General features: G+C 52.2%; 17 protein-coding genes. 10 read left to right on the top strand and 7 right to left on the bottom strand.

The features are described from left to right. The first annotated feature begins 104 nt into the window (after positions 1-104). The 6 genes from K3T83_RS14030 to K3T83_RS14005 all read left to right on the top strand — a co-directional run bounded on the left by K3T83_RS14030 (position 105) and on the right by K3T83_RS14005 (position 6,412). On the top strand, positions 105-338 hold the full coding sequence (locus K3T83_RS14030; RefSeq protein WP_220203593.1) for a mersacidin/lichenicidin family type 2 lantibiotic: 234 nt from the start codon (positions 105-107) through the stop codon (positions 336-338). 299 nt (positions 339-637) lie between these two features. Continuing rightward, positions 638-874, top strand: coding sequence for a mersacidin/lichenicidin family type 2 lantibiotic (locus K3T83_RS14025; RefSeq protein WP_220203592.1), 237 nt, complete (start codon positions 638-640; stop codon positions 872-874). 352 nt (positions 875-1,226) lie between these two features. Then, the gene (locus tag K3T83_RS14020) at positions 1,227-1,457 is read left to right on the top strand and encodes a mersacidin/lichenicidin family type 2 lantibiotic (protein WP_220203591.1); all 231 of its coding nucleotides are present in this window, start codon (positions 1,227-1,229) and stop codon (positions 1,455-1,457) included. A 140-nt stretch (positions 1,458-1,597) separates the two neighbouring features. Continuing rightward, the gene (locus K3T83_RS14015; RefSeq protein ID WP_220203590.1) at positions 1,598-4,846 is read left to right on the top strand and encodes a type 2 lanthipeptide synthetase LanM family protein; all 3,249 of its coding nucleotides are present in this window, start codon (positions 1,598-1,600) and stop codon (positions 4,844-4,846) included. Between the two features lie 131 nt (positions 4,847-4,977). Further along, positions 4,978-5,691, top strand: coding sequence for a (d)CMP kinase (cmk, locus tag K3T83_RS14010; RefSeq protein ID WP_220203589.1), 714 nt, complete (start codon positions 4,978-4,980; stop codon positions 5,689-5,691). Beyond that, positions 5,663-6,412: a lysophospholipid acyltransferase family protein gene (locus tag K3T83_RS14005; RefSeq protein ID WP_220203588.1), complete on the top strand. Its 750-nt coding sequence runs from the start codon at positions 5,663-5,665 to the stop codon at positions 6,410-6,412. Before cmk ends, K3T83_RS14005 begins: the two co-directional genes overlap by 29 nt. Positions 6,413-6,523: 111 nt before the next feature. Here the strand turns inward: K3T83_RS14005 and K3T83_RS14000 are convergent, their stop codons facing one another. The 3 genes from K3T83_RS14000 to K3T83_RS13990 form a co-directional block, all read right to left on the bottom strand. Beyond that, positions 6,524-7,639, bottom strand: coding sequence for a ferritin-like domain-containing protein (locus K3T83_RS14000; RefSeq protein WP_220203587.1), 1,116 nt, complete (start codon positions 7,637-7,639; stop codon positions 6,524-6,526). A 132-nt stretch (positions 7,640-7,771) separates the two neighbouring features. Continuing rightward, positions 7,772-8,410 (bottom strand): DUF4291 domain-containing protein, encoded by a 639-nt coding sequence (locus tag K3T83_RS13995; RefSeq protein WP_220203586.1) that lies wholly within the window; start codon positions 8,408-8,410, stop codon positions 7,772-7,774. Between the two features lie 42 nt (positions 8,411-8,452). Next, complete coding sequence (locus tag K3T83_RS13990) at positions 8,453-9,475, bottom strand: TIR domain-containing protein (RefSeq protein WP_220203585.1); 1,023 nt, start codon at positions 9,473-9,475, stop codon at positions 8,453-8,455. 232 nt (positions 9,476-9,707) lie between these two features. Between K3T83_RS13990 and K3T83_RS13985 the strand changes: the two genes are divergently transcribed. The 4 genes from K3T83_RS13985 to K3T83_RS13970 all read left to right on the top strand — a co-directional run bounded on the left by K3T83_RS13985 (position 9,708) and on the right by K3T83_RS13970 (position 13,189). Next, entirely contained in the window at positions 9,708-10,283 is a 576-nt protein-coding gene (locus K3T83_RS13985) for a GNAT family N-acetyltransferase (RefSeq protein ID WP_220203584.1), read from the top strand. Between the two features lie 87 nt (positions 10,284-10,370). After that, complete coding sequence (locus tag K3T83_RS13980) at positions 10,371-11,480, top strand: lipid II:glycine glycyltransferase FemX (protein ID WP_220203583.1); 1,110 nt, start codon at positions 10,371-10,373, stop codon at positions 11,478-11,480. A 43-nt stretch (positions 11,481-11,523) separates the two neighbouring features. Next, the gene (locus K3T83_RS13975) at positions 11,524-12,603 is read left to right on the top strand and encodes a lipid II:glycine glycyltransferase FemX (protein WP_220203582.1); all 1,080 of its coding nucleotides are present in this window, start codon (positions 11,524-11,526) and stop codon (positions 12,601-12,603) included. Positions 12,604-12,622: 19 nt separating this feature from the next. Further along, positions 12,623-13,189, top strand: coding sequence for a protein-tyrosine phosphatase family protein (locus K3T83_RS13970; RefSeq protein WP_220203581.1), 567 nt, complete (start codon positions 12,623-12,625; stop codon positions 13,187-13,189). Between the two features lie 117 nt (positions 13,190-13,306). On the opposite strand, the gene K3T83_RS13965 is transcribed toward K3T83_RS13970, so the two are convergent. The 4 genes from K3T83_RS13965 to K3T83_RS13950 all read right to left on the bottom strand — a co-directional run bounded on the left by K3T83_RS13965 (position 13,307) and on the right by K3T83_RS13950 (position 17,940). After that, positions 13,307-14,191 carry a PHP domain-containing protein gene (locus tag K3T83_RS13965; RefSeq protein ID WP_220203580.1) on the bottom strand — a complete coding sequence of 295 codons (885 nt, stop codon included), beginning with the start codon at positions 14,189-14,191 and terminating at the stop codon, positions 13,307-13,309. Positions 14,192-14,374: 183 nt separating this feature from the next. Next, the gene (gene rny / locus K3T83_RS13960) at positions 14,375-15,931 is read right to left on the bottom strand and encodes a ribonuclease Y (RefSeq protein WP_220203579.1); all 1,557 of its coding nucleotides are present in this window, start codon (positions 15,929-15,931) and stop codon (positions 14,375-14,377) included. A 392-nt stretch (positions 15,932-16,323) separates the two neighbouring features. Continuing rightward, positions 16,324-17,628, bottom strand: a complete 1,305-nt coding sequence (locus K3T83_RS13955) for a mannosyltransferase family protein (protein WP_220203578.1) — start codon at positions 17,626-17,628, stop codon at positions 16,324-16,326. 114 nt (positions 17,629-17,742) lie between these two features. Then, on the bottom strand, positions 17,743-17,940 hold the full coding sequence (locus K3T83_RS13950) for a hypothetical protein (RefSeq protein WP_220203577.1): 198 nt from the start codon (positions 17,938-17,940) through the stop codon (positions 17,743-17,745). Positions 17,941-17,948 lie beyond the last annotated feature (8 nt).

Genomic DNA, 17,948 nt, shown 5'->3' with positions numbered 1-17,948 from the left:
CTATAGAGGCGATGAATACACTGCAACTGTGTATGTTATTTTACGGGTATGGATGCTGAGACAAGTTTTGTAAGAATTTAAGAAGAGAGAAAGGAACATTTCACATGAAGATCGATATCATCCGCGCATGGAAAGACGAAGAGTATCGCAACAGCCTCAGCAGCGAAGAACTGGCTATGCTTCCTGCCAATCCCGCTGGTGCGCTCGAACTGAGCGACGCAGACCTGGAGAGCGTTCATGGCGCTGGCGGTGGTTTCGTCAACACCAATGCTCTGCTCTGCTTGCAGTCGGTACTCATCTACTGCTTCACCATCAGCGGCAACTGCGGCAACGCCTAATCATCTGGAAAATTAGCTAGCAGCTATTGTATGTAGCTATTCGCTATTTCCATACAGGGTCAGGATATGGCAACGTATCCTGACCCTTTCTTTATAGACTCGCCCAACTTCTCCTTCTATATTAATATTTGTATTTGTTAATATAGAATTTGCGAGTATAATTGGAAATAGCCGCTGATGTGTACCATTGGCGAGCCGTTCCGCTGTGAGGTTTTGAGTTTGTCACACATACCTTGTAGAGAAAAGCGGAGCATTTGAGCAAAATAACTACAATGCATTGAGAGAAAGGAACATTCCACATGAAGATCGATATCATCCGCGCATGGAAAGACGAAGAGTATCGCAACAGCCTCAGCAGCGAAGAACTGGCTATGCTTCCTGCCAATCCCGCTGGTGCGCTCGAACTGAGCGACGCAGACCTGGAGAGCGTTCATGGCGCAAAAGGCTGTGATTTTGTCAACACCAACGCCCTCGCCTGCGTGCAGTCGGTACTCATCTTCTGTCAGACCATCAACGGCAACTGCGGCAACGCTTAAATAGGTTCCGGATTGTGATCTCGTTATTGGACGGGCCAGGGTGTCTCTGATATCCTGGCCTTCACGTTTCATTTTCTCTCTATCCCGCTTCGTAACTACTCCTGCTTTTATGAATTTCTCCTTTATGAGATAAGCAGTTAACTAATAAGTTTTATATATAAAATTAAATTTGTCGATTTATGATTTGCGAGTATAATTATATCCAGGTGATCGGGTTGAGCAATTTTGCGAGGCCAGCTAGCGGAGAGACCAATGTGTTTGTGCATCAAACATAATGGTTCCTTTTCTACCGCTGACAACGGTGCACCAGATAATCCTCATGAAAATGAGAAGAGAGAAAGGAACAAAACACATGAAGATCGACATCGTACGCGCATGGAAAGACGAAGAGTATCGCAACAGCCTCAGCAGCGAGGAGCAGGCTATGCTTCCCGCCAATCCCGCTGGCGCTTTCGAACTGAGCGACGCTGAGCTGGAAAGCGTTCATGGTGCTGGCGGTTTCGTCAATACCAATGCTCTGCTCTGTGTGCAGTCGGTACTCATCTACTGCTTCACCATCAGCGGCAACTGCGGCAACGCGTAGTAATTGCATTTCAGCAGGATAACCTGTTCTGAATAAAAGAGGGTGAGGGTGCGATGCGCTCTCACCCTCGCGTTATGTTGCACACTCTTCTAGAAAAGTTCGTTGTGCTTTTTGTCTATGTTAAAGGGAATATTTGTAGTATGAAAGACACTGTTTCAACGCATGGCAGCGAGAGCGTACATAATTGGCACAGCGCTGCCTGGTATCGAGCGACCACTCTCACCGAACGCCTGGTCTCGTTGCGCCAGGGCATGGAGAAGCACTATCATCATCATGAAATCGCGAGGCAACGCTTACAACGCTGGAAAGAACAGCTACCCTTTAATAAAGACGCCACTTATTTTGCACAACGCCTTGCAATGGATCTCTTGGCCGAAGATGATCTTTTGACATTGCTTGACGAGCCAATCGAGGCGGTTCAGGCGCGTTGTGAGACGACCCCCATTTGGCTGGCGGAACTGCAACGCATCTTTGCGACAACGTACAGTGATGACCCTTTACCACTGCCCGAAACCACCGAGAAGCGCGTAGTCGCCTTCCTTACGGCTATAAAGCCTTTGCTCTATGATGGTCAGGCGCGCCTCCGGCAAGGGATAGAGCACCTTGCACGGATGTATGCCCCTCTCCCTTTTGATGCCAACACTATCATGCCCCTGCTGTTTGCCCAGGTGTCGGGATTGCTCTTGCCGCGCATGTTGCGAACGATGGCGCTTGAGTTGAACGTGGCGCGTATGCAGGGACGTTTGCAGGGTGAGACGACAGGAGAGCGCTTTCAAGATTTCATCGATCAACTGGCGCAGCCCGGTGGCGTGTTGCCCCTGTTGGAAGAGTATGCTGTGCTGGCCCGCTTGCTGGTCGAGGCCATCGAGCGCTGGACCACCAGTTCTCTGGAATTGTTGGAGCGACTATGTGCCGATTGGGAAGCCATACGCGCGACGTTCTCGCCTGATGAGGATCTGGGTCCGCTGATCGAGGTGCAGGCAGGCAAAGGTGATACCCATCGCGGTGGGCGCAGCGTGACGATCCTGACCTGGAAATCGGGGTTCCGTCTGGCCTATAAGCCGCGCTCAATCGCTATTGATCTGCATTTTCAAGAGCTGCTCTCGTGGTTAAACTCGCTGGGCTATCAGCCTACATTTCGCACGTTGACGATCCTTGATCGGCAGACACATGGCTGGGTCGAGTATGTTCAGTCCGCGCCCTGTTCCTCGGCAGACGAGGTGGAGCGCTTTTACCAGCGTCAGGGGGGGTATCTGGCCCTGCTCTACGCGCTGGAGGCGGGAGATTTTCATGCCGAGAATCTTATCGCAGTTGGCGAACACCCTGTTCTGATCGATCTTGAGGCATTGTTTCAGCCGCGCCCCACGTTGGATGAGCAGGTCAGGCAAGAGTATCCGGGGATGGAAACGATGGATCGCTCGGTGTTGCGGATTGGCCTGTTGCCCCAGCGTCTCTGGTCCTCTGATGAGGGCGAGGGCGTTGATGTAAGCGGTCTGGGTGGGCAAACTGGGCAATTGACGCCAAAGCCGGTGGCGCAGTGGACCGAGATCGGGACCGATCAAATGCATATGCATCGTGAGCGGTTGGAACTGGCTCTGGGCGATCATCGCCCGTGCTTGCGAGATCAAGAGGTGGACACACTGGCGTACTGCGAGAGCATTATTGCAGGCTTTACCGAGGCATACCAGCTCCTTTCCGCACATCGCGACGAGCTACAGACATATATGTTGCCCCGCTTCGCGCAGGACGAGATACGTTGTGTGCTGCGAACGACGCAGATGTACAGCCTGTTGATTACTGACAGTTTCCATCCGAATCTCTTGCGTGATGCTCTGGATCGTGATCGTCTGGTTGATCGTCTCTGGGCTGGCGTTGAGCAGCGGTCATATCTATCGAGGATCATCGCCGCCGAACGCGACGATATTCTGGCCGGCGATGTGCCCGTGTTTGTGACCCGCCCGGACTCGCGCGATCTGTTTACGTCTCATGGTGAACGTATTGCCGAGTTTTTTGAGAAATCGGCCCTGGAGAGTGTGCCCGCGCATCTTCAGCGCTTTGATGGCGATGATCTGGAGCGGCAAATCTGGGTGATCAAAGCTTCGTTTACCAGTATGTCGCTAGCCGGTGAAAAAGGCATTAGCGCCTCTCTGCATCTGCGCCCGGCGCAAGCATCCGCCACCCCTGAGCGTCTTTTGCAAGCAGCCCTGGCCGTTGGAGATCGCTTGAGCAAATTAGCATTACGCAGCGATGAGATGGTGGGCTGGCTTGGTGTGACGCCGATCAATGGACGCGAATGGCACCTGTTGCCAACGGACTCCGATCTCTACAGTGGCACCGCTGGCATTGCCCTTTTCCTGGCCTATCTGGGCAAATTGACGGGAGAGGCACAACATACTGAACTGGCAAGGCTGGCGCTGCATAGTGCTCGCTATCAGATCCAGCAGCAGATCAAGCGCTCTGATCGTGGCGGCATCGGCGGTTTTAATGGACTGGGAGCCTCTATCTATCTGCTCTCGCACCTGGGAACGCTGTGGCGCGAACCGGCCCTGTATCGCGAGGCTGAAGAACTGGTACGCCTGTTGCCAGGTGTGATTGGTCAGGATCAGGTGTTTGATGTGATTGGTGGTGCAGCTGGCTGTATCGCGGCCCTGCTCAGCCTCTACTCCGTGTCGCCATCCCAACAAACGCTCGCGGTCGCTATTCAGTGTGGCGAGCATCTGCTGGCATCTGCTCGGCCAATGGCTGCCGGACTTGGTTGGAGCATCAGAGGTGAGCAGACGCCTCTGACGGGATTTGCGCATGGGAATGCTGGCATCGCCTTGAATCTGCTGCGCCTGACGGCCTTTAGCAGTGAAGAGCAGTTTCGGCAGGCGGCAAGGGATGCGATGGCATATGAGCGCAGCCTGTTTTCACCGACTCATCATAACTGGCCTGATCTGCGTTCTTCACAGGTGGGCAGCGATGGGCAACCTTCGTATATGGTGGCCTGGTGTCATGGTGCCCCGGGTATTGGTCTGGCGCGGCTGGCATCGCTCAACCTTGTCAGCGATAGAGCCTTGTCTTCGGAGATTGAGTCGGCTCTACATACCACGCTCGCATATGGCTTTGGCTTGAACCACTCGCTCTGTCATGGCGACCTGGGCAACCTGGACGTATTACTTACAGCCACGCAACGCCTGCCACAACAGAGCGAGTATGAGGGGCATGTGCGACAACTCGCCTCGATGTTGTTGACCAATATCGAAGAGCGGGGTTGGGTTACGGGCATTCCACAGGGAGTCGAGACACCCGGCTTGATGGTTGGTATTACTGGCATTGGCTATGCTTTGTTGCGGCTTGCCGCCCCTGAACAGATCCCCTCGATCTTGCTTCTCGACCCTCCTCTATAGCAGCATATATGGCAACGAGCGCCGCTGAGAAGCGGCGCTCGTTGCCACGCTCACCGTCGCCAGCGGCTCAGGCAAAGTTGGATATGATATAATCCGTGTCAGTATCATATTCATCGGGAAGTGGAGGACTCATGCAAGGGCCAAAACGTATTGCTATCGATGGACCGGCTGGCTCAGGCAAAAGTACTGTTGGAGAACAACTAGCCCGGCAACTGGGCTATCTGTATTGCGATACCGGGGCTATGTATCGTGCTGTTGCCTGGCTCGCATTGCGTGAAGGGGCCGATTTGCATGATGGCCCCACTCTGGGACGACTTGCACAACAGGCTGATATCGTTATCAGTCGTCCGCAAGTCGCTGATGGGCGACAATACACCGTCACCGTCCGTCATCGCGATATCACCTGGGATATCCGCAACGTCGCCGTTACGCGCGCTGTTTCGATCGTTTCATCGCATCCAGAGGTGCGCTCCGTACTCATCGCTCAGCAGCGCGCGATGGCGCAACAGATCAGTGTGGTGATGGTGGGACGCGATATCGGGGCTGTTGTGTTGCCAGATGCCGAATTAAAAATCTATCTTACCGCCAGCTTACAAGAGCGTGCGCGCCGTCGCTACGCCGAGATGAAGGAGCGGATGGGAGAACACAATCCCGCCCTGTCTACTCTTACTGACGTGACGAGCGATATCCAGCGACGGGATGAGATTGATCGTGATAATATGCGACCGGCGCGCGATGCGATTGTGGTCGAGACCGATAACCGTAGTATTTCGCAAGTGCTGGATATCGTTTGCCAGTACGTCGAGGAGAAGAAGCATGAAGCAGGAAGTAAACTCAGCCAGTAGTTCCGGGGGCAAGCCGCCTGTTGCGTCGCAGGGGAAGAAGCCGGAGAAAAATCTCTATGAGCCATATTCTACTCCACGTATTTTATATGAAGCATTGCGCGGTTTCCTGATAATTGCGTTCTCTCTGGTTGCTCGTGTGCGTTTGCGCAAACGCTACAATATACCCCGTAAGGGGCCATATATTATTGCTGCAAATCACCTTTCCTGGACCGATATTCCGCTCGTTCCGCTCTATGTACCAGGCAAAGTGATCTATATGGCGAAGGAAGAGGCGTTTTACAGCAAAGTAGGCTGGCTGGTGCGCTTCCTGGGAGCCTTTCCGGTCAAACGTGGTGAGGCTGATCGGCAGTCGTTGCGCGCTGCTGAGACACAATTAAAAAACGGCAAGGTCTTTGCAATTTTTGCCGAGGGGACGCGCAGTAAAACTCGCACTATGAAAAAGGCGCAGGCTGGGCTGGGGTTGATTGCGCTGCGTGCGGGGGTGCCTGTGCTGCCTGTCGCGATCTGGGGCAGCGAAAATGTCCTCAGAAAGTTCGGCGCTGAGGTTACTATTTCGTATGGTGAACCAGTAGTGCTCAAGCCCAAAGGCAACCGAATCACACGTGAAGACATTGATAACGCCACCGAAGAGGTGATGCACCGCATCGCCGCCATGCTCCCTCCTCAATATCGCGGTGTCTATGGCGATGCGCAGGCTCAGGAGCAGGGGTCGCAGTCATAATCACTTGAGCCTCTATGATCTCTTCATAGAGGCTCGATTAATAAGGAGAACGTTCCGCATTACCAGGTTGGCGCACATGACTTTTTCACTTCTGCGCGCCAACTGAAGCGTTTAAGAGCTGCGTTGGGCGTTATCTGCCTGAGTTGCTAGATCTTTCAAGGTCGCAAAGAATTCTTTTGATTGGCCGATGAAAAGCCCATCGGCAGTGAGTGCGTTGACCGCACCCATTGCTGCTCCTTCTGTCTCGGTCGGTCGAATGATCGAACAAACCGGGAACTTGCGGTTGAGGAAGATGGTTGGCTCAGGCATAATCAGGTTGGTCTGGAAATCCTCTCCACCAAAGGGAGGAGCATTAAGGTTCGGAAACCTCAGCCCATTCGTAGGGTCAGTGAGAGGAGGCGCGTTGCCTGCCTTGTCTTGCCAGGTCTGAAAATGTTGCGTTTCGGTTGGGCCAATACTGAGCAAGATGCGTAACACTTCGGAATTTGTGACTCTTTGGGCCAGAGACGGGTATAGGCTAGTGCCACCTTGCTCGATAAACCCAAAGTGGAATGCTGCCGTGTTAGCAATTGCTTGAATGTGGTCTTGTGGTTTGAGGTCGTGATCATTTCTGGGAATGGCCGGAAATTTTCCTTTACTCAAATCAGGGATCGCTTGAGGAAACGAGGGATGATCGATGTCCGGGTTTTTGGTTCGGCTGCGATAGCGTGTCCACCAACTGGTATCTACGGTGAGTTGCATCAGATTGGTGAGCCTCCGCTTGTTCTTCTGAGCGCCGGTCGCCTGGCTGCCCTGCAATGTGCGAAACTTATCCAAATTGACCGGATCTGCCCCTTTTGAAACCAGATAGGCGTTGAGGAAGGTGAAGTGGCTGATCTCGTCCTCAGTATTATCGTGAATATACTGATCCATGTCCTCATCTAGCGTTGCCAGCGCTGCTGTGTAGGGTTTATTCCCGCTTCCTCCTGGCACTTCGCTATCCTGGATTCCTCCAAGCTCATTGTATTGTTGCCATAGATCGCTTTCGAGAATTTCGACCGCAGCCAGGAATCTGAGAATAGCCACATCTCCCTTCGTGACTCCGTTATTTTTTTCAGTTGCAAAGGCTGGTAATCCATTGGTTAACAGCCCGGCACCGATAGCTCCTGCTCCTCCTGCCGCAAGTCCTGTGCGTAGAAAAGAGCGGCGACCAGTTGTATTTTTCAACTGTTTTATAGTCTTCTCCATAAGCGTCTCCTTTAAATTAAATAATGAGATGACATATCATGTCGTCTCATTATTATTATAAATGAAGCCGCTATAAATGAAGTAATATCAATATATCATTTATATTTCTGTGAGGTCCTCACTCCACTTTATTTATTCTTCAGATGCGATTTGTACATGTCCTGTATGGGCTGGTTGAGGATAGACCCTCTCTTGAGGAGTAATCAATCGCTCATAAGCTTCCGCGCGCACTGCTTCGTATTGCTCACGCACAAAATCGGTGATATCCTCGATCTCAAGAATCCATTCGCGGGCATAGCGTGCCAGCGTCTCGCCGCGCAAGCTAAGCTGGATGGCGCGGCGTTCCAGTCTGGCACCGGATGGATGATGATCGGGATCCCATTGTAAACGTACATCCGATTGTGCCACCCGCTGCTTCCAGGTGGCCTCGCTGCCATAGATTGCCTCTTTATAGGTGGAATGAATCGCTCCCGCCAGTATCCGATCAAAGGCCGCACGTTGTAGTCGAATTGCCAGCGTCACCTCCTGTCCAGGCTTGCCGCCCCATCCACTGCGATACTGCATCCAGAGAAAATTGGGTTTGATCCAGCTCATGCGAGAAAAGGAGAACTCTCCACCGAAATAGCCATTGCAGGCCGCGAAATGGCCGATAGCAGGCCTGTAAGCCTGGTAGACAATGATGGAGTTGTCGTCATATTGAGCCAGGATGTGCCGCCCGGTCGCGGGCCAACGAGCAGCCTGGGCAAGATATGTTTCAGTTATGAGGCGCATGTTTACCCTACTTCATGGTAGTGTACATGGTGAAACCATGTTTTATATGAAATTTCGCAGTTGAAGTTCTTTTAGCTCTCGATTTAATGTTTCCTCAAGATGCCTTATACTTTTGTATTTTAAACATCTCTGACTCCGAACATCGAAGCGTAACTCTTGTTCATCTTGTATTAATAATACTGTGGGACGGCCTTTGCCCCAGGCGTATCCTAATTCCAGGTAGACATTAGGATTGGCCCCGCTAAGCTCGGCTATTACGACTTTTGCTGTGTCAATTTTCTTCTTGATTTGTTCTAGCACATCACCTATAAATACCTCTTCATCGACGCGTTCACAGAGGAAACCGGCGTTGTGTACTGGTTGTTGTATGCCATAGTAGAAGACATCGCTCATCTCTTTATGGAAAGGCATGGCAACAAATGCATGAGGCTTTGTTTCAAGATCTCTACTTACGTTTGTTATTGCCCTGTTAGATTCTGATGGAGTGAGAAATTTGGGCGTTACCAGTTGATATGCCCACATTCCTGCAACCTGTACCACACTCATTGTATTAGCAAGAGCCTGCTCAAATGCGATACGAAGCCTTTGCACTCGATCAGGATCAATATCTACTATAGTGATGCGCTTGAGGTTTGATGGGAAGTCTCCCGTCTGGATTGCGTCGATATATCCGGCGAGTTGTGACAGGCTCGCTCCAACCTCATCCAGCCCATATCCTACACCATGGATCGTCATTGCGATATGGCGCGTTTGTGGCGCTTGCTGTGCTAGAATATTTAAAGTTCGTGCTGAGAATTTACGAATTTGTAGATAATCAAAGTCTCCTAATTCACTTACTCCAACAAATAATACATGAGGAGATTGTAAGCTGGCATGTGTAGATATATAACTATAATCTCCGGCCTGGGGCTTTATATCTTTTATTTGTATTCCTGCGTTTCTTAGCAGCGAAGAAACGTGCAAGTCTACTCCATAGCTTGCTTGAGCGTATTTAAGTGCGACGACATCAGTGTTAAAGGTGACTATATCGCCCACTTGAATAGAAAATTCAATATCTGTTTCCATAGTCAATACTCTCTTACCATGAAAAGTTAGCAAAAAAGCGATGTTCCGTTTAATTTAACCGCAAGTATAGCTATTTTTTTATTTTCTATCAACAGGCATGCGATATTTTTATTGTTATTTGATGTTTTACTAACAAAAGACCTATCGGGTATATGCCTGAATTGCCTCCACTTTATGCCTATGTTATACTGCCTTCGGGTCTGTCAAAATACTAGTGGAAGGTGTAGTATACATGACTGAAAATACAACAGAAAATACAGAGAATTTCCATGCTCCGTTTATTGTCGGGGACCGTATCTACCTTCGGCCTCTAGAGCCTGGTCAGGATTATCACCTCTATGCCACATGGCGCAACGATGAGGAGATTCGACGCTGGTTCTCCGTCTTTCCCTCCAGCGATGCACGCGGGAAAGAGCGCCTCGATAATCTCTATAAAAGCTTTACACATATTTTATTTGGCGTGGCCCTCAAAAGCGACAACCGCTTGATCGGCACGGTCGGGCTGAAAGATATCAATCACCTCAACCAGAGCGCCGAGTTCTATGTCACGATCGGCGACCGCTCAGTCTGGGGCAAGGGTTACGGCACCGAGGCGACGAAGCTGATGGTGCGCTACGGATTCATGGAGTTGAATCTGAACCGCATTCAAACGCAGGATATGGAAGAGAATATCGGCGGCTGGCGCGCCGATGAGAAAGCTGGCTTTAAGTATGAGGGAACGTTGCGCGAGGCCATTCCCCGCTTCGGCAAGTACCACGATGTCCGAGTCTATAGTCTGCTCAGGCGCGAGTTTGTGGAAAATATGTAGCTGAAACTATATAAGTGAAAGTATGTAAGGTTGTTATGCAGGCTGCTTGAACGCGATGCACTGGCCGCCTGCCGGGGATACGTTGCCATGTCAATATCTGTCCAGGAAGTGATTGATAGGGAGCAGTGGAACGATTTTCTGCTGCGTCAGCCGCGAGGCCACTTGTTGCAGTCTTTTGAATGGGGCGAGTTAAATAAATATCTGGGAACACGTATCTATCGATTGGGCGCTCTAGATGAGGGGCGTCTGGTTGGCGTGATGATGCTCTCCATCGCTGATGTGCCGCTCCCGATTAAGGTGCCGGGCGTGACGTTACGCTGGCTCTATAGCTCGCGTGGCCCAACGGTGGAGAGTCCCGATTCACTCGCTTTACCGGCGCTGATCCGCTATGCCCACACAATCGCACGGCGCGAACATGCGGTGGTGTTGCGTGTGGAACCCAATATTGCCGACGATGATCCTGAAGAGAATCGCTGGATCTCTGCGTATCGTAAGATTGGCTTTCGCGAGAACCTCATCTCGATACATGGACGGCGCAGCTGGGTGCTGGATATTCGCCCGGATGCCGCGAAACTGCTTGCCAACTTCAAGATGACGTGGCGGCAGAACGTGCGCTCCGCTGAGCGTAAGGGCGTGGTGATCCGTGAGGCGACCAGTGATGCCGATTTCGATACTTATTATGAACTGCTCAAACTGACCAGTGAGCGCGATGACTTCTTTATTCATAGCAAGGATTATAACAAAGAAATTTTCCGTTCGTTTGCCAGCAAGGGTGATGCGGTCCTCTACTTAGCGGAACACGAGGGAGAGGCGATTGCGGCCAAGATGCTCATTCGCTTCGGTGACTGGTGCTGGGATATGTTCGGAGCCTCTGCCAATCATAAACGCAATCTAAAACCAACCTATCTGTTGCAATATCGTTGTATTTTGTGGGCCAAAGCGAAGAATTGTAGCTACTTTGATTTTCGCACTATTCCCGAAGTGTTGGAGCCGGGCGAGGAGATGTGGGGCGTCTATGAATATAAAAAGGGCTTTGATGGCTTCTCACGCATGAATATGCCAACGCAGGATTATGTTTATCGCCCCCTGATCTACGCAGCCTGGCGCAAACTGGTCGAGATCCGGCGTGCAAGACGGCATGAGGAGCGCAAAAAGGTCGAGTTGGAGCGGGCTGCGCGCGGGAAAGCATCGTCGTGAGTTATATGATGCAGTGATGCAGTTAGTCTATGATTAAGGATGAATGATGGAAGCTCGGATCATCACAGATCGTCAGCAATGGAATGATTTTGTGGCATCATCGCCATGCTGCAATATTACGCAATCGTACGAATGGGGTGAGTTGCTGCCCTATTTGGGAGACACATCGTTATATGTGGGCGTGGTGGACGATGCAGGAAATTTATGCGCGGCAATGCTTATTCTGGTGATCTCCGCGCCGTTGCTCAGACAGCCATATTTCTATGCTCCACGCGGTCCCGTTATCGATGATCCAGCCTCGCCTGCTCTCACCGTTCTTCTCAACTTTGTCAAAGCCCAGGCACGCAAATATCACGCGTTCATGCTCAAGATTGAGCCGAGTGTGGAGGATGGCAACGAGGCATGGTTGACGGAACTGAAACGGCAGGGCTTTCGAACTAATCCCTATTTCAGCCATATTCGCCATGAGTGGGTGCTGGATATTCGCCCGGACGAGAAGCCGTTGTTGAGCGGCATGAAGGAGAAGTGGCGCTACAATATCCGTCTGGCGGGACGCAAGGGCATCACGATCAGGCGCGGCGAGAGCGATGCGGATTTTGACGCATTTTATCGCATTTATGAGACCACAAGTGAACGAGATAGCTTCGGCATTCATCCCAAAGTGTTTTATCGCGAGGTCTTGCGCAGCTTCAGCAAGAACGATCACGCCGCGCTCTTCCTGGCCGAGTACGAGGGAAAGATCATTGCCGGAACGATTGTTCTGTGGCTGGGCCGTTGGAGCTGGTATATGTACGGTGCCTCGTCGAATGAACATCGCGAACGCATGCCCAATCACCTCTTACAGTGGACCGGCATGCAGTGGGCGAAATCGAAGGGTTGCTGGTACTACAATTTCCGGGGTATTCCCGAGATTCTGGAAGAGGGCCAGGAGCTATGGGGCGTCTATCTGTTCAAACGCGGCTTCGGCGGCTATCCTCTGCGCTCCCTTGAGACGCATGATCTCGTTTATCAACCTCTGATCTACACAGCATATCGCCGCCTGCTGGATGTGAAACGCTGGCGCGACGAACGGCAGCAGAAGCTCAGAGTTGCCGCTCAAACGGTGGGAGAGAGAGCACGCTAGAGACGAGAGAGAGCCAGGGATGAACACAATCCTCACGAAACTCGCCGGGCGAATCAATAATCCAGAACGCGGCTTCAGCGCTGCCTCTGAGCAGGATCGTTTCGTGTTTGGGGCGCGTCGTCCCGGCTATCCCTTCTCGCGCGTCTCATCTGTGCTACTCCAACGCTGGATCGCCTTTATGCAAGCTCAGAGCATTATGCGTGTAGTATGCTTATTGCCGCCCCGTCAACTGGCTGGCTACGACGATTTGCTTGGAACGTATTATCATGTGTTCGGGAAGCAGAAAGTCCTCTGGGTGCCAGTAGAAGATTTTCATCTAGCGGAAGAGCCTCAACTCATCGAGCAGATCGTGCCGTTTTTAGTTCAAGCGGAACAACAACAGCAGAAAACCGTCGTTCACTGCTCAGGCGGCGTGGGACGAACGGGCCACGTGCTTGCCGCCTGGCTCGTGAGCTATCGGGGCATGTCGAACGAAGAGGCGCTTGCCGCTGTCAAACGACAGGGCCGCAACGCCCGCGAATCGGGAGACAAACGGCTTGATGGACTGCTTGATCGTTGTAGAGAAGTATTTGCTGCACAATCATAAATGCGAATATTAACCAGATAATCTCAAAATGTCGTAGTCGAGCGATGTATCGCGGGAGTGTGCGACAAGCTCCCGCGATACATCGCTCGACTACGACATGAGGGAACATCAACCCCTCTATTTCTCTTCAACGGGTGGAGGCAGTTCAAAGACTGGTGGCGTGTGACTGCGACGCTTTGCGGCTGCGGCTTTGAGCTGCTCGACTGCTTCGTAGGGCACGTAGCGACCACCCAGCGGCGTTGGATGGATGCCGGGGCCGTGAAAATCGGTTCCGCCGGTCGGGATGAGGCTGTATTCGTCGGCCAGGGCGCGTAGTTGTTGTTCCTCCTGTTCGGTGTAGGGACCGTAGTAGGTTTCGAGGCCCACAAGACCCGCTTTGACCAGACCAGGGAGCCAGTTGCGTAGTTCTTCCAGCCCTGGAAGCTCGACAGGATGGGCGATGACAGGCAAGCCGTTGGCACTGGCGATCAGGCGTACGGCATCTTCCGGGCTGAGCTTGTAGCGCGGCACATAGGCCGGACAGCCCTTACCGATATATTTGTCGAACGCTTCGGGAATGCTTTTCACATAGCCTGCCTCAAGCAGCGCTTTAGCAACATGGGGGCGTCCCACCGCTCCCTGTGCGATCTCGCGCACGCGCTCCCAGGAGATGTGAACTCCCTCTTTGTTCAGCAGTTCGACCATGCGCTGTCCTCGCAGCACGCGAGCATCGCGCAACACTTTCAATATTGCCTGAAACTCGGGGCGCATATATTCAAGAAAATATCCCAGCACGTGGACCTCGCCGCCGCCTACGTCAGTATTGAGTTCGATACCAGGGATAAAGTCGATATCTAGTGCGTGAGCAGCAGATGCGGCCTCTTCCAGACCATTCGTGCTATCGTGATCGGTCAGGGCCAGCACGTGCAGTCCGACTCCTTTTGCTTTTTGGAGTAGCTCTGTTGGCGAATAAATGCCATCGGATGCAGTGGAATGTGTATGCAAGTCAACTTCGTTTGACATAATTCAACGTTCCTTCAGTACAAGTTCTAGTGCAAATTCGTTTGTCTCACTAGACATAATAACACGCAAAAAAGTGTTTCGTAGTTTCCCGATTTATCGGGAGGGGCCACTTTCACCAGAATGGGTGCGGTCCCTCCCGATAAATCGGGAAACTACGAAACACCTTTCCGCCTTTGGCTGGTATTATCGGGCATAATCAACTGAGCGCGTCTCGCGAACGACACAGACCTTGATCTGGCCGGGATAATCGAGGCTCTCCTCAATTTTATGTGCGATATCGCTTGCCAGGCGAACGGCAGTATATTCATCCACCTCTTCGGGCCTGACGATGATACGTACCTCGCGTCCAGCCTGGATCGCGAACGATTTCTCGACGCCGGTAAACGAATTGGCGATCTGTTCCAGTGCCTCCAGACGTTTGATGTAAAGATCGATGGTCTCGCGTCGCGCACCCGGACGTGCGGCGGAGATGGCATCGGCGGCCTGTACAATCGCGGCCTCCAACGTCTGAGGCTCAGTATCGCTGGCGTGATGAGCTACCATCGCGTGGATGATGCGTGGTGATCTGCCGAAGCGCCGAGCGATTTCGCCGCCGATAATAGCGTGTGGACCCTCGACCTCCTGATCGATAGCTTTCCCCATATCGTGCAGCAGTGCCGCCGTTTTACAGATATTGACATCGGCCCCCAACTCATGGGCCATCGTTGCAGCTAGAATAGATACTTCGACCGAGTGGGCCAGCACGTTTTGTCCGTAGCTGGTACGGAAGTGCAAGCGACCAAGAATCTTGAGCAACTCCGGTGGCAGGCCGTGTACGTTGGCCTCCAGCGCCGCGTTCTCGCCAGCCTCGCGGATAATGGCATCGACCTCTTGCCGCGCTTTGGCAACAACATCTTCAATGCGAGCCGGATGAATACGACCATCCAGGATTAACTTTGTCAATGCAATTCGTGCGACTTCGCGCCGTACCGGGTCAAAGCCTGAAAGAATGACTGCTTCCGGGGTATCATCGATAATGAGATCAATACCCGTTGCGGCCTCCAGCGCACGAATATTGCGCCCCTCGCGCCCGATGATGCGACCTTTCATCTCATCGTTGGGCAGAGGCACAACCGAGACCACCGCCTCGGCTACCTGGTCTGATGCGCAACGCTGAATCGCCAGCGTGATGATCTCGCGGGCGCGGGTATCGGCTTCTTCGCGCGCCTGCTCTTCTATACGGCGAATACGCTGTGCTGCTTCGGCGCGTACAAAGTTTTCGATGCGTGCGAGGAGCAATTCTTGCGCCTGTTCCTCGGTCATCTGAGCGATACGCTCAAGTTCGGCGAGTTGAGAACGCTTGACCTCCTCCGTTTCTTCGCGCAACTGATCAACTGTACGCTCTTTGGCATTCAGCTTACGCTCGCGCTGTTCCAGAGCCTCCATTTTACGTTCAAGAGTTTCCTCTTTTTGTTGAATGCGGCGCTCCTGGCGCTGCAATTCCACACGCCGTTCCGCGTTCTCTTTCTCAATGGCGGAGCGGATGCGTGCGGTCTCTTCGCGTGCTTCGCGCAAAGCTTCGCGCTGCTCATCCTGTACAGCAAGCAGCCGTTGCTCGCTGACCTCTTTGAGCTGTCGTAAGCTTATCTCGAAGCGCTCTTTATTTCTGGCCCTCCCGATGAAGTATCCAGCAACCAGGGCGACAATAGCTCCTGGTATGAGAAGGAGAAGGGCAAAAATTAGCAGGACAGATGACGACACGTTGGCCTACCTCCCAGCAATAAAGGTGAACAGGCCCATAAAGGCTTAAAAATTTCTTCGTGTTCTTGTGTATTGTTATCTTATGCAAAGATGTACTCAAGGGTATATTATACGCCAAGCATACTATATAAGAGTGTGAACAATACGTCAAGAACGAAACCGGGACACGTTTCTCCTATGTCTGATGGCGAGAAGTGAGCACCCAAGTCTATTACAGGCTCGACAAAAAAGTGGTATACGGTAGGCGAGGTTGACTCCCGTTACAGTATATCGCTCTACGTCAGTTAGTTATATTATATGCAAAGAGATGGCATATTGTCAGTGTGACATATGAGGCAGGTTTTGCAAGCCCGGAAAAACTGAACAGGCCGGGCTTGCGTGGAGTATGTTGTTTAGATTGTCCAATGTCCGGTAAGGAATTGCAACGTGAAGAAAGCGAGCATCGGCAGGGAGAGCAGCAGGTAGGTCTGATGGAACCAGTTATTACGTCCCAGACGTGCCAGTACGATAAAGCCGGCGAAGATTTCCAGCACGAAGCGTTGCATTGAAGGAAGTGGATCATAGGGCAGCGCTGGATTGGAGCCGGGAATGCCCGGAAAGATGACTGCAAAGAGCAGTGCCATCAAGCCAAACAGCACGAAGCTCCATTGCTGGCTTGAGAAACGGACAGGTCCGAACAGGGCAAGGAGCATCAACACCAGGAAGAGCACGAAGGCGGTGAGGTCGATGATGTTGTGTGGCGTGAAAAAGCTAAAGAGCGGCGCTTTGACGATAAATTTGAGCGCGAGCAGTGGAGCCGTCCAGGGCGGCTGGATATTTTCGCGCCAGAATACCTGAGCATGCGAGAAGGCCAGCGGATCGTTGAAGCGCTGAGAGAGTCCATAGGCATAGACCCCCAGACCAACCGGGATCAGCAGGCAGGCCGGGAGACCGAGAATTTGTCCAATCACGCGTCCCTGTTTGCGACCCATTCTGGCCTCTTTCATCCGAAAACGCTGGTAGCGAATATATTCAAAGAAAAAGACAACGAAGAGCAACAGGCCAGTCGAGCGCGTCAACGTTGCTAAGCCGCCAAAGAGTCCAGCAATCCACCAGTTGCCCCGACGCATCGCATAAAAGCTGAGCAGGAGAAAGAGCAAAAAGAGCGATTCGTTATAAGCTGCAAAGAAGAAGAGAGCTGTTGGGAAGACCGCGAGATAGAGCGTTGTGCGGTTGGCGGTGTCGCGGTCAAACTCGGTTTCGGTGAGGCGATAGAGAACGATCAGTGCGCCGAAAAACGCGAGGTTGGAGATAAACAGGCCACTGAGCATCGGGTCGCGATGCGTGAGATCGCTCAACAGGCGCTCCAATGTTGGGAAGAGAGGGAAGAAGGCGGCGTAATCGAGCTTGATATACCCTTGAGAGGCGATGGTGGCGAAACGGATGGCGTCCCAGCGGTTCCAGTTGAAGAGAATATCATGCAATGAGAGCGAGTTAGCAGAATAATTTGGCAGGACGAAAAGAATACCGCCGAAATAGGTCAAAAGCAAGAAGACGAAGCGGGTGAGCAAAAAGACAGGGAGGACAGCCAGCGTCGCCTTCCACCAGGCAGCAAGCAATTCACGCCAGGAATGCTCGCCAGTGGCGGAATGCAGCCTCATGCCGCCCGTTGATGATAGAGTTGTATCTATAGCCGCTGGCTCTGGTGGTGTCCACATAACGGTTACTCCTGAGTTTGTTTTGTTGTCTTGCATCTATCTTATTATAGACGCTTGGGATTATCAGAAGTGACGCCGAATAGTACCGGTTCAATCTCTCTCATCCTATTTTATTTATGAGTCATCCCGGACGTTTTTTGCTGTGCCCTCTGCCCGCACTGCTCGTCGCCCGGCGGCTCGCTGACTGAGGAGTGGATGGTGGTTGGTGTGGGTGCAGCCCACACCAACCACCATCCACTCCTCAGTCAGCACGAAGGGCCGAAGGCGCTGAGGTATGCGAGAGCCACAGAGAAAACGTCCGGGATGACTCATAAATGAAT

This window comes from Reticulibacter mediterranei (assembly GCF_016587455.1).
The sequence above is the reverse complement of the archived record's forward strand: the minus strand, read 5'-3'. Positions and strand labels throughout refer to the sequence as shown.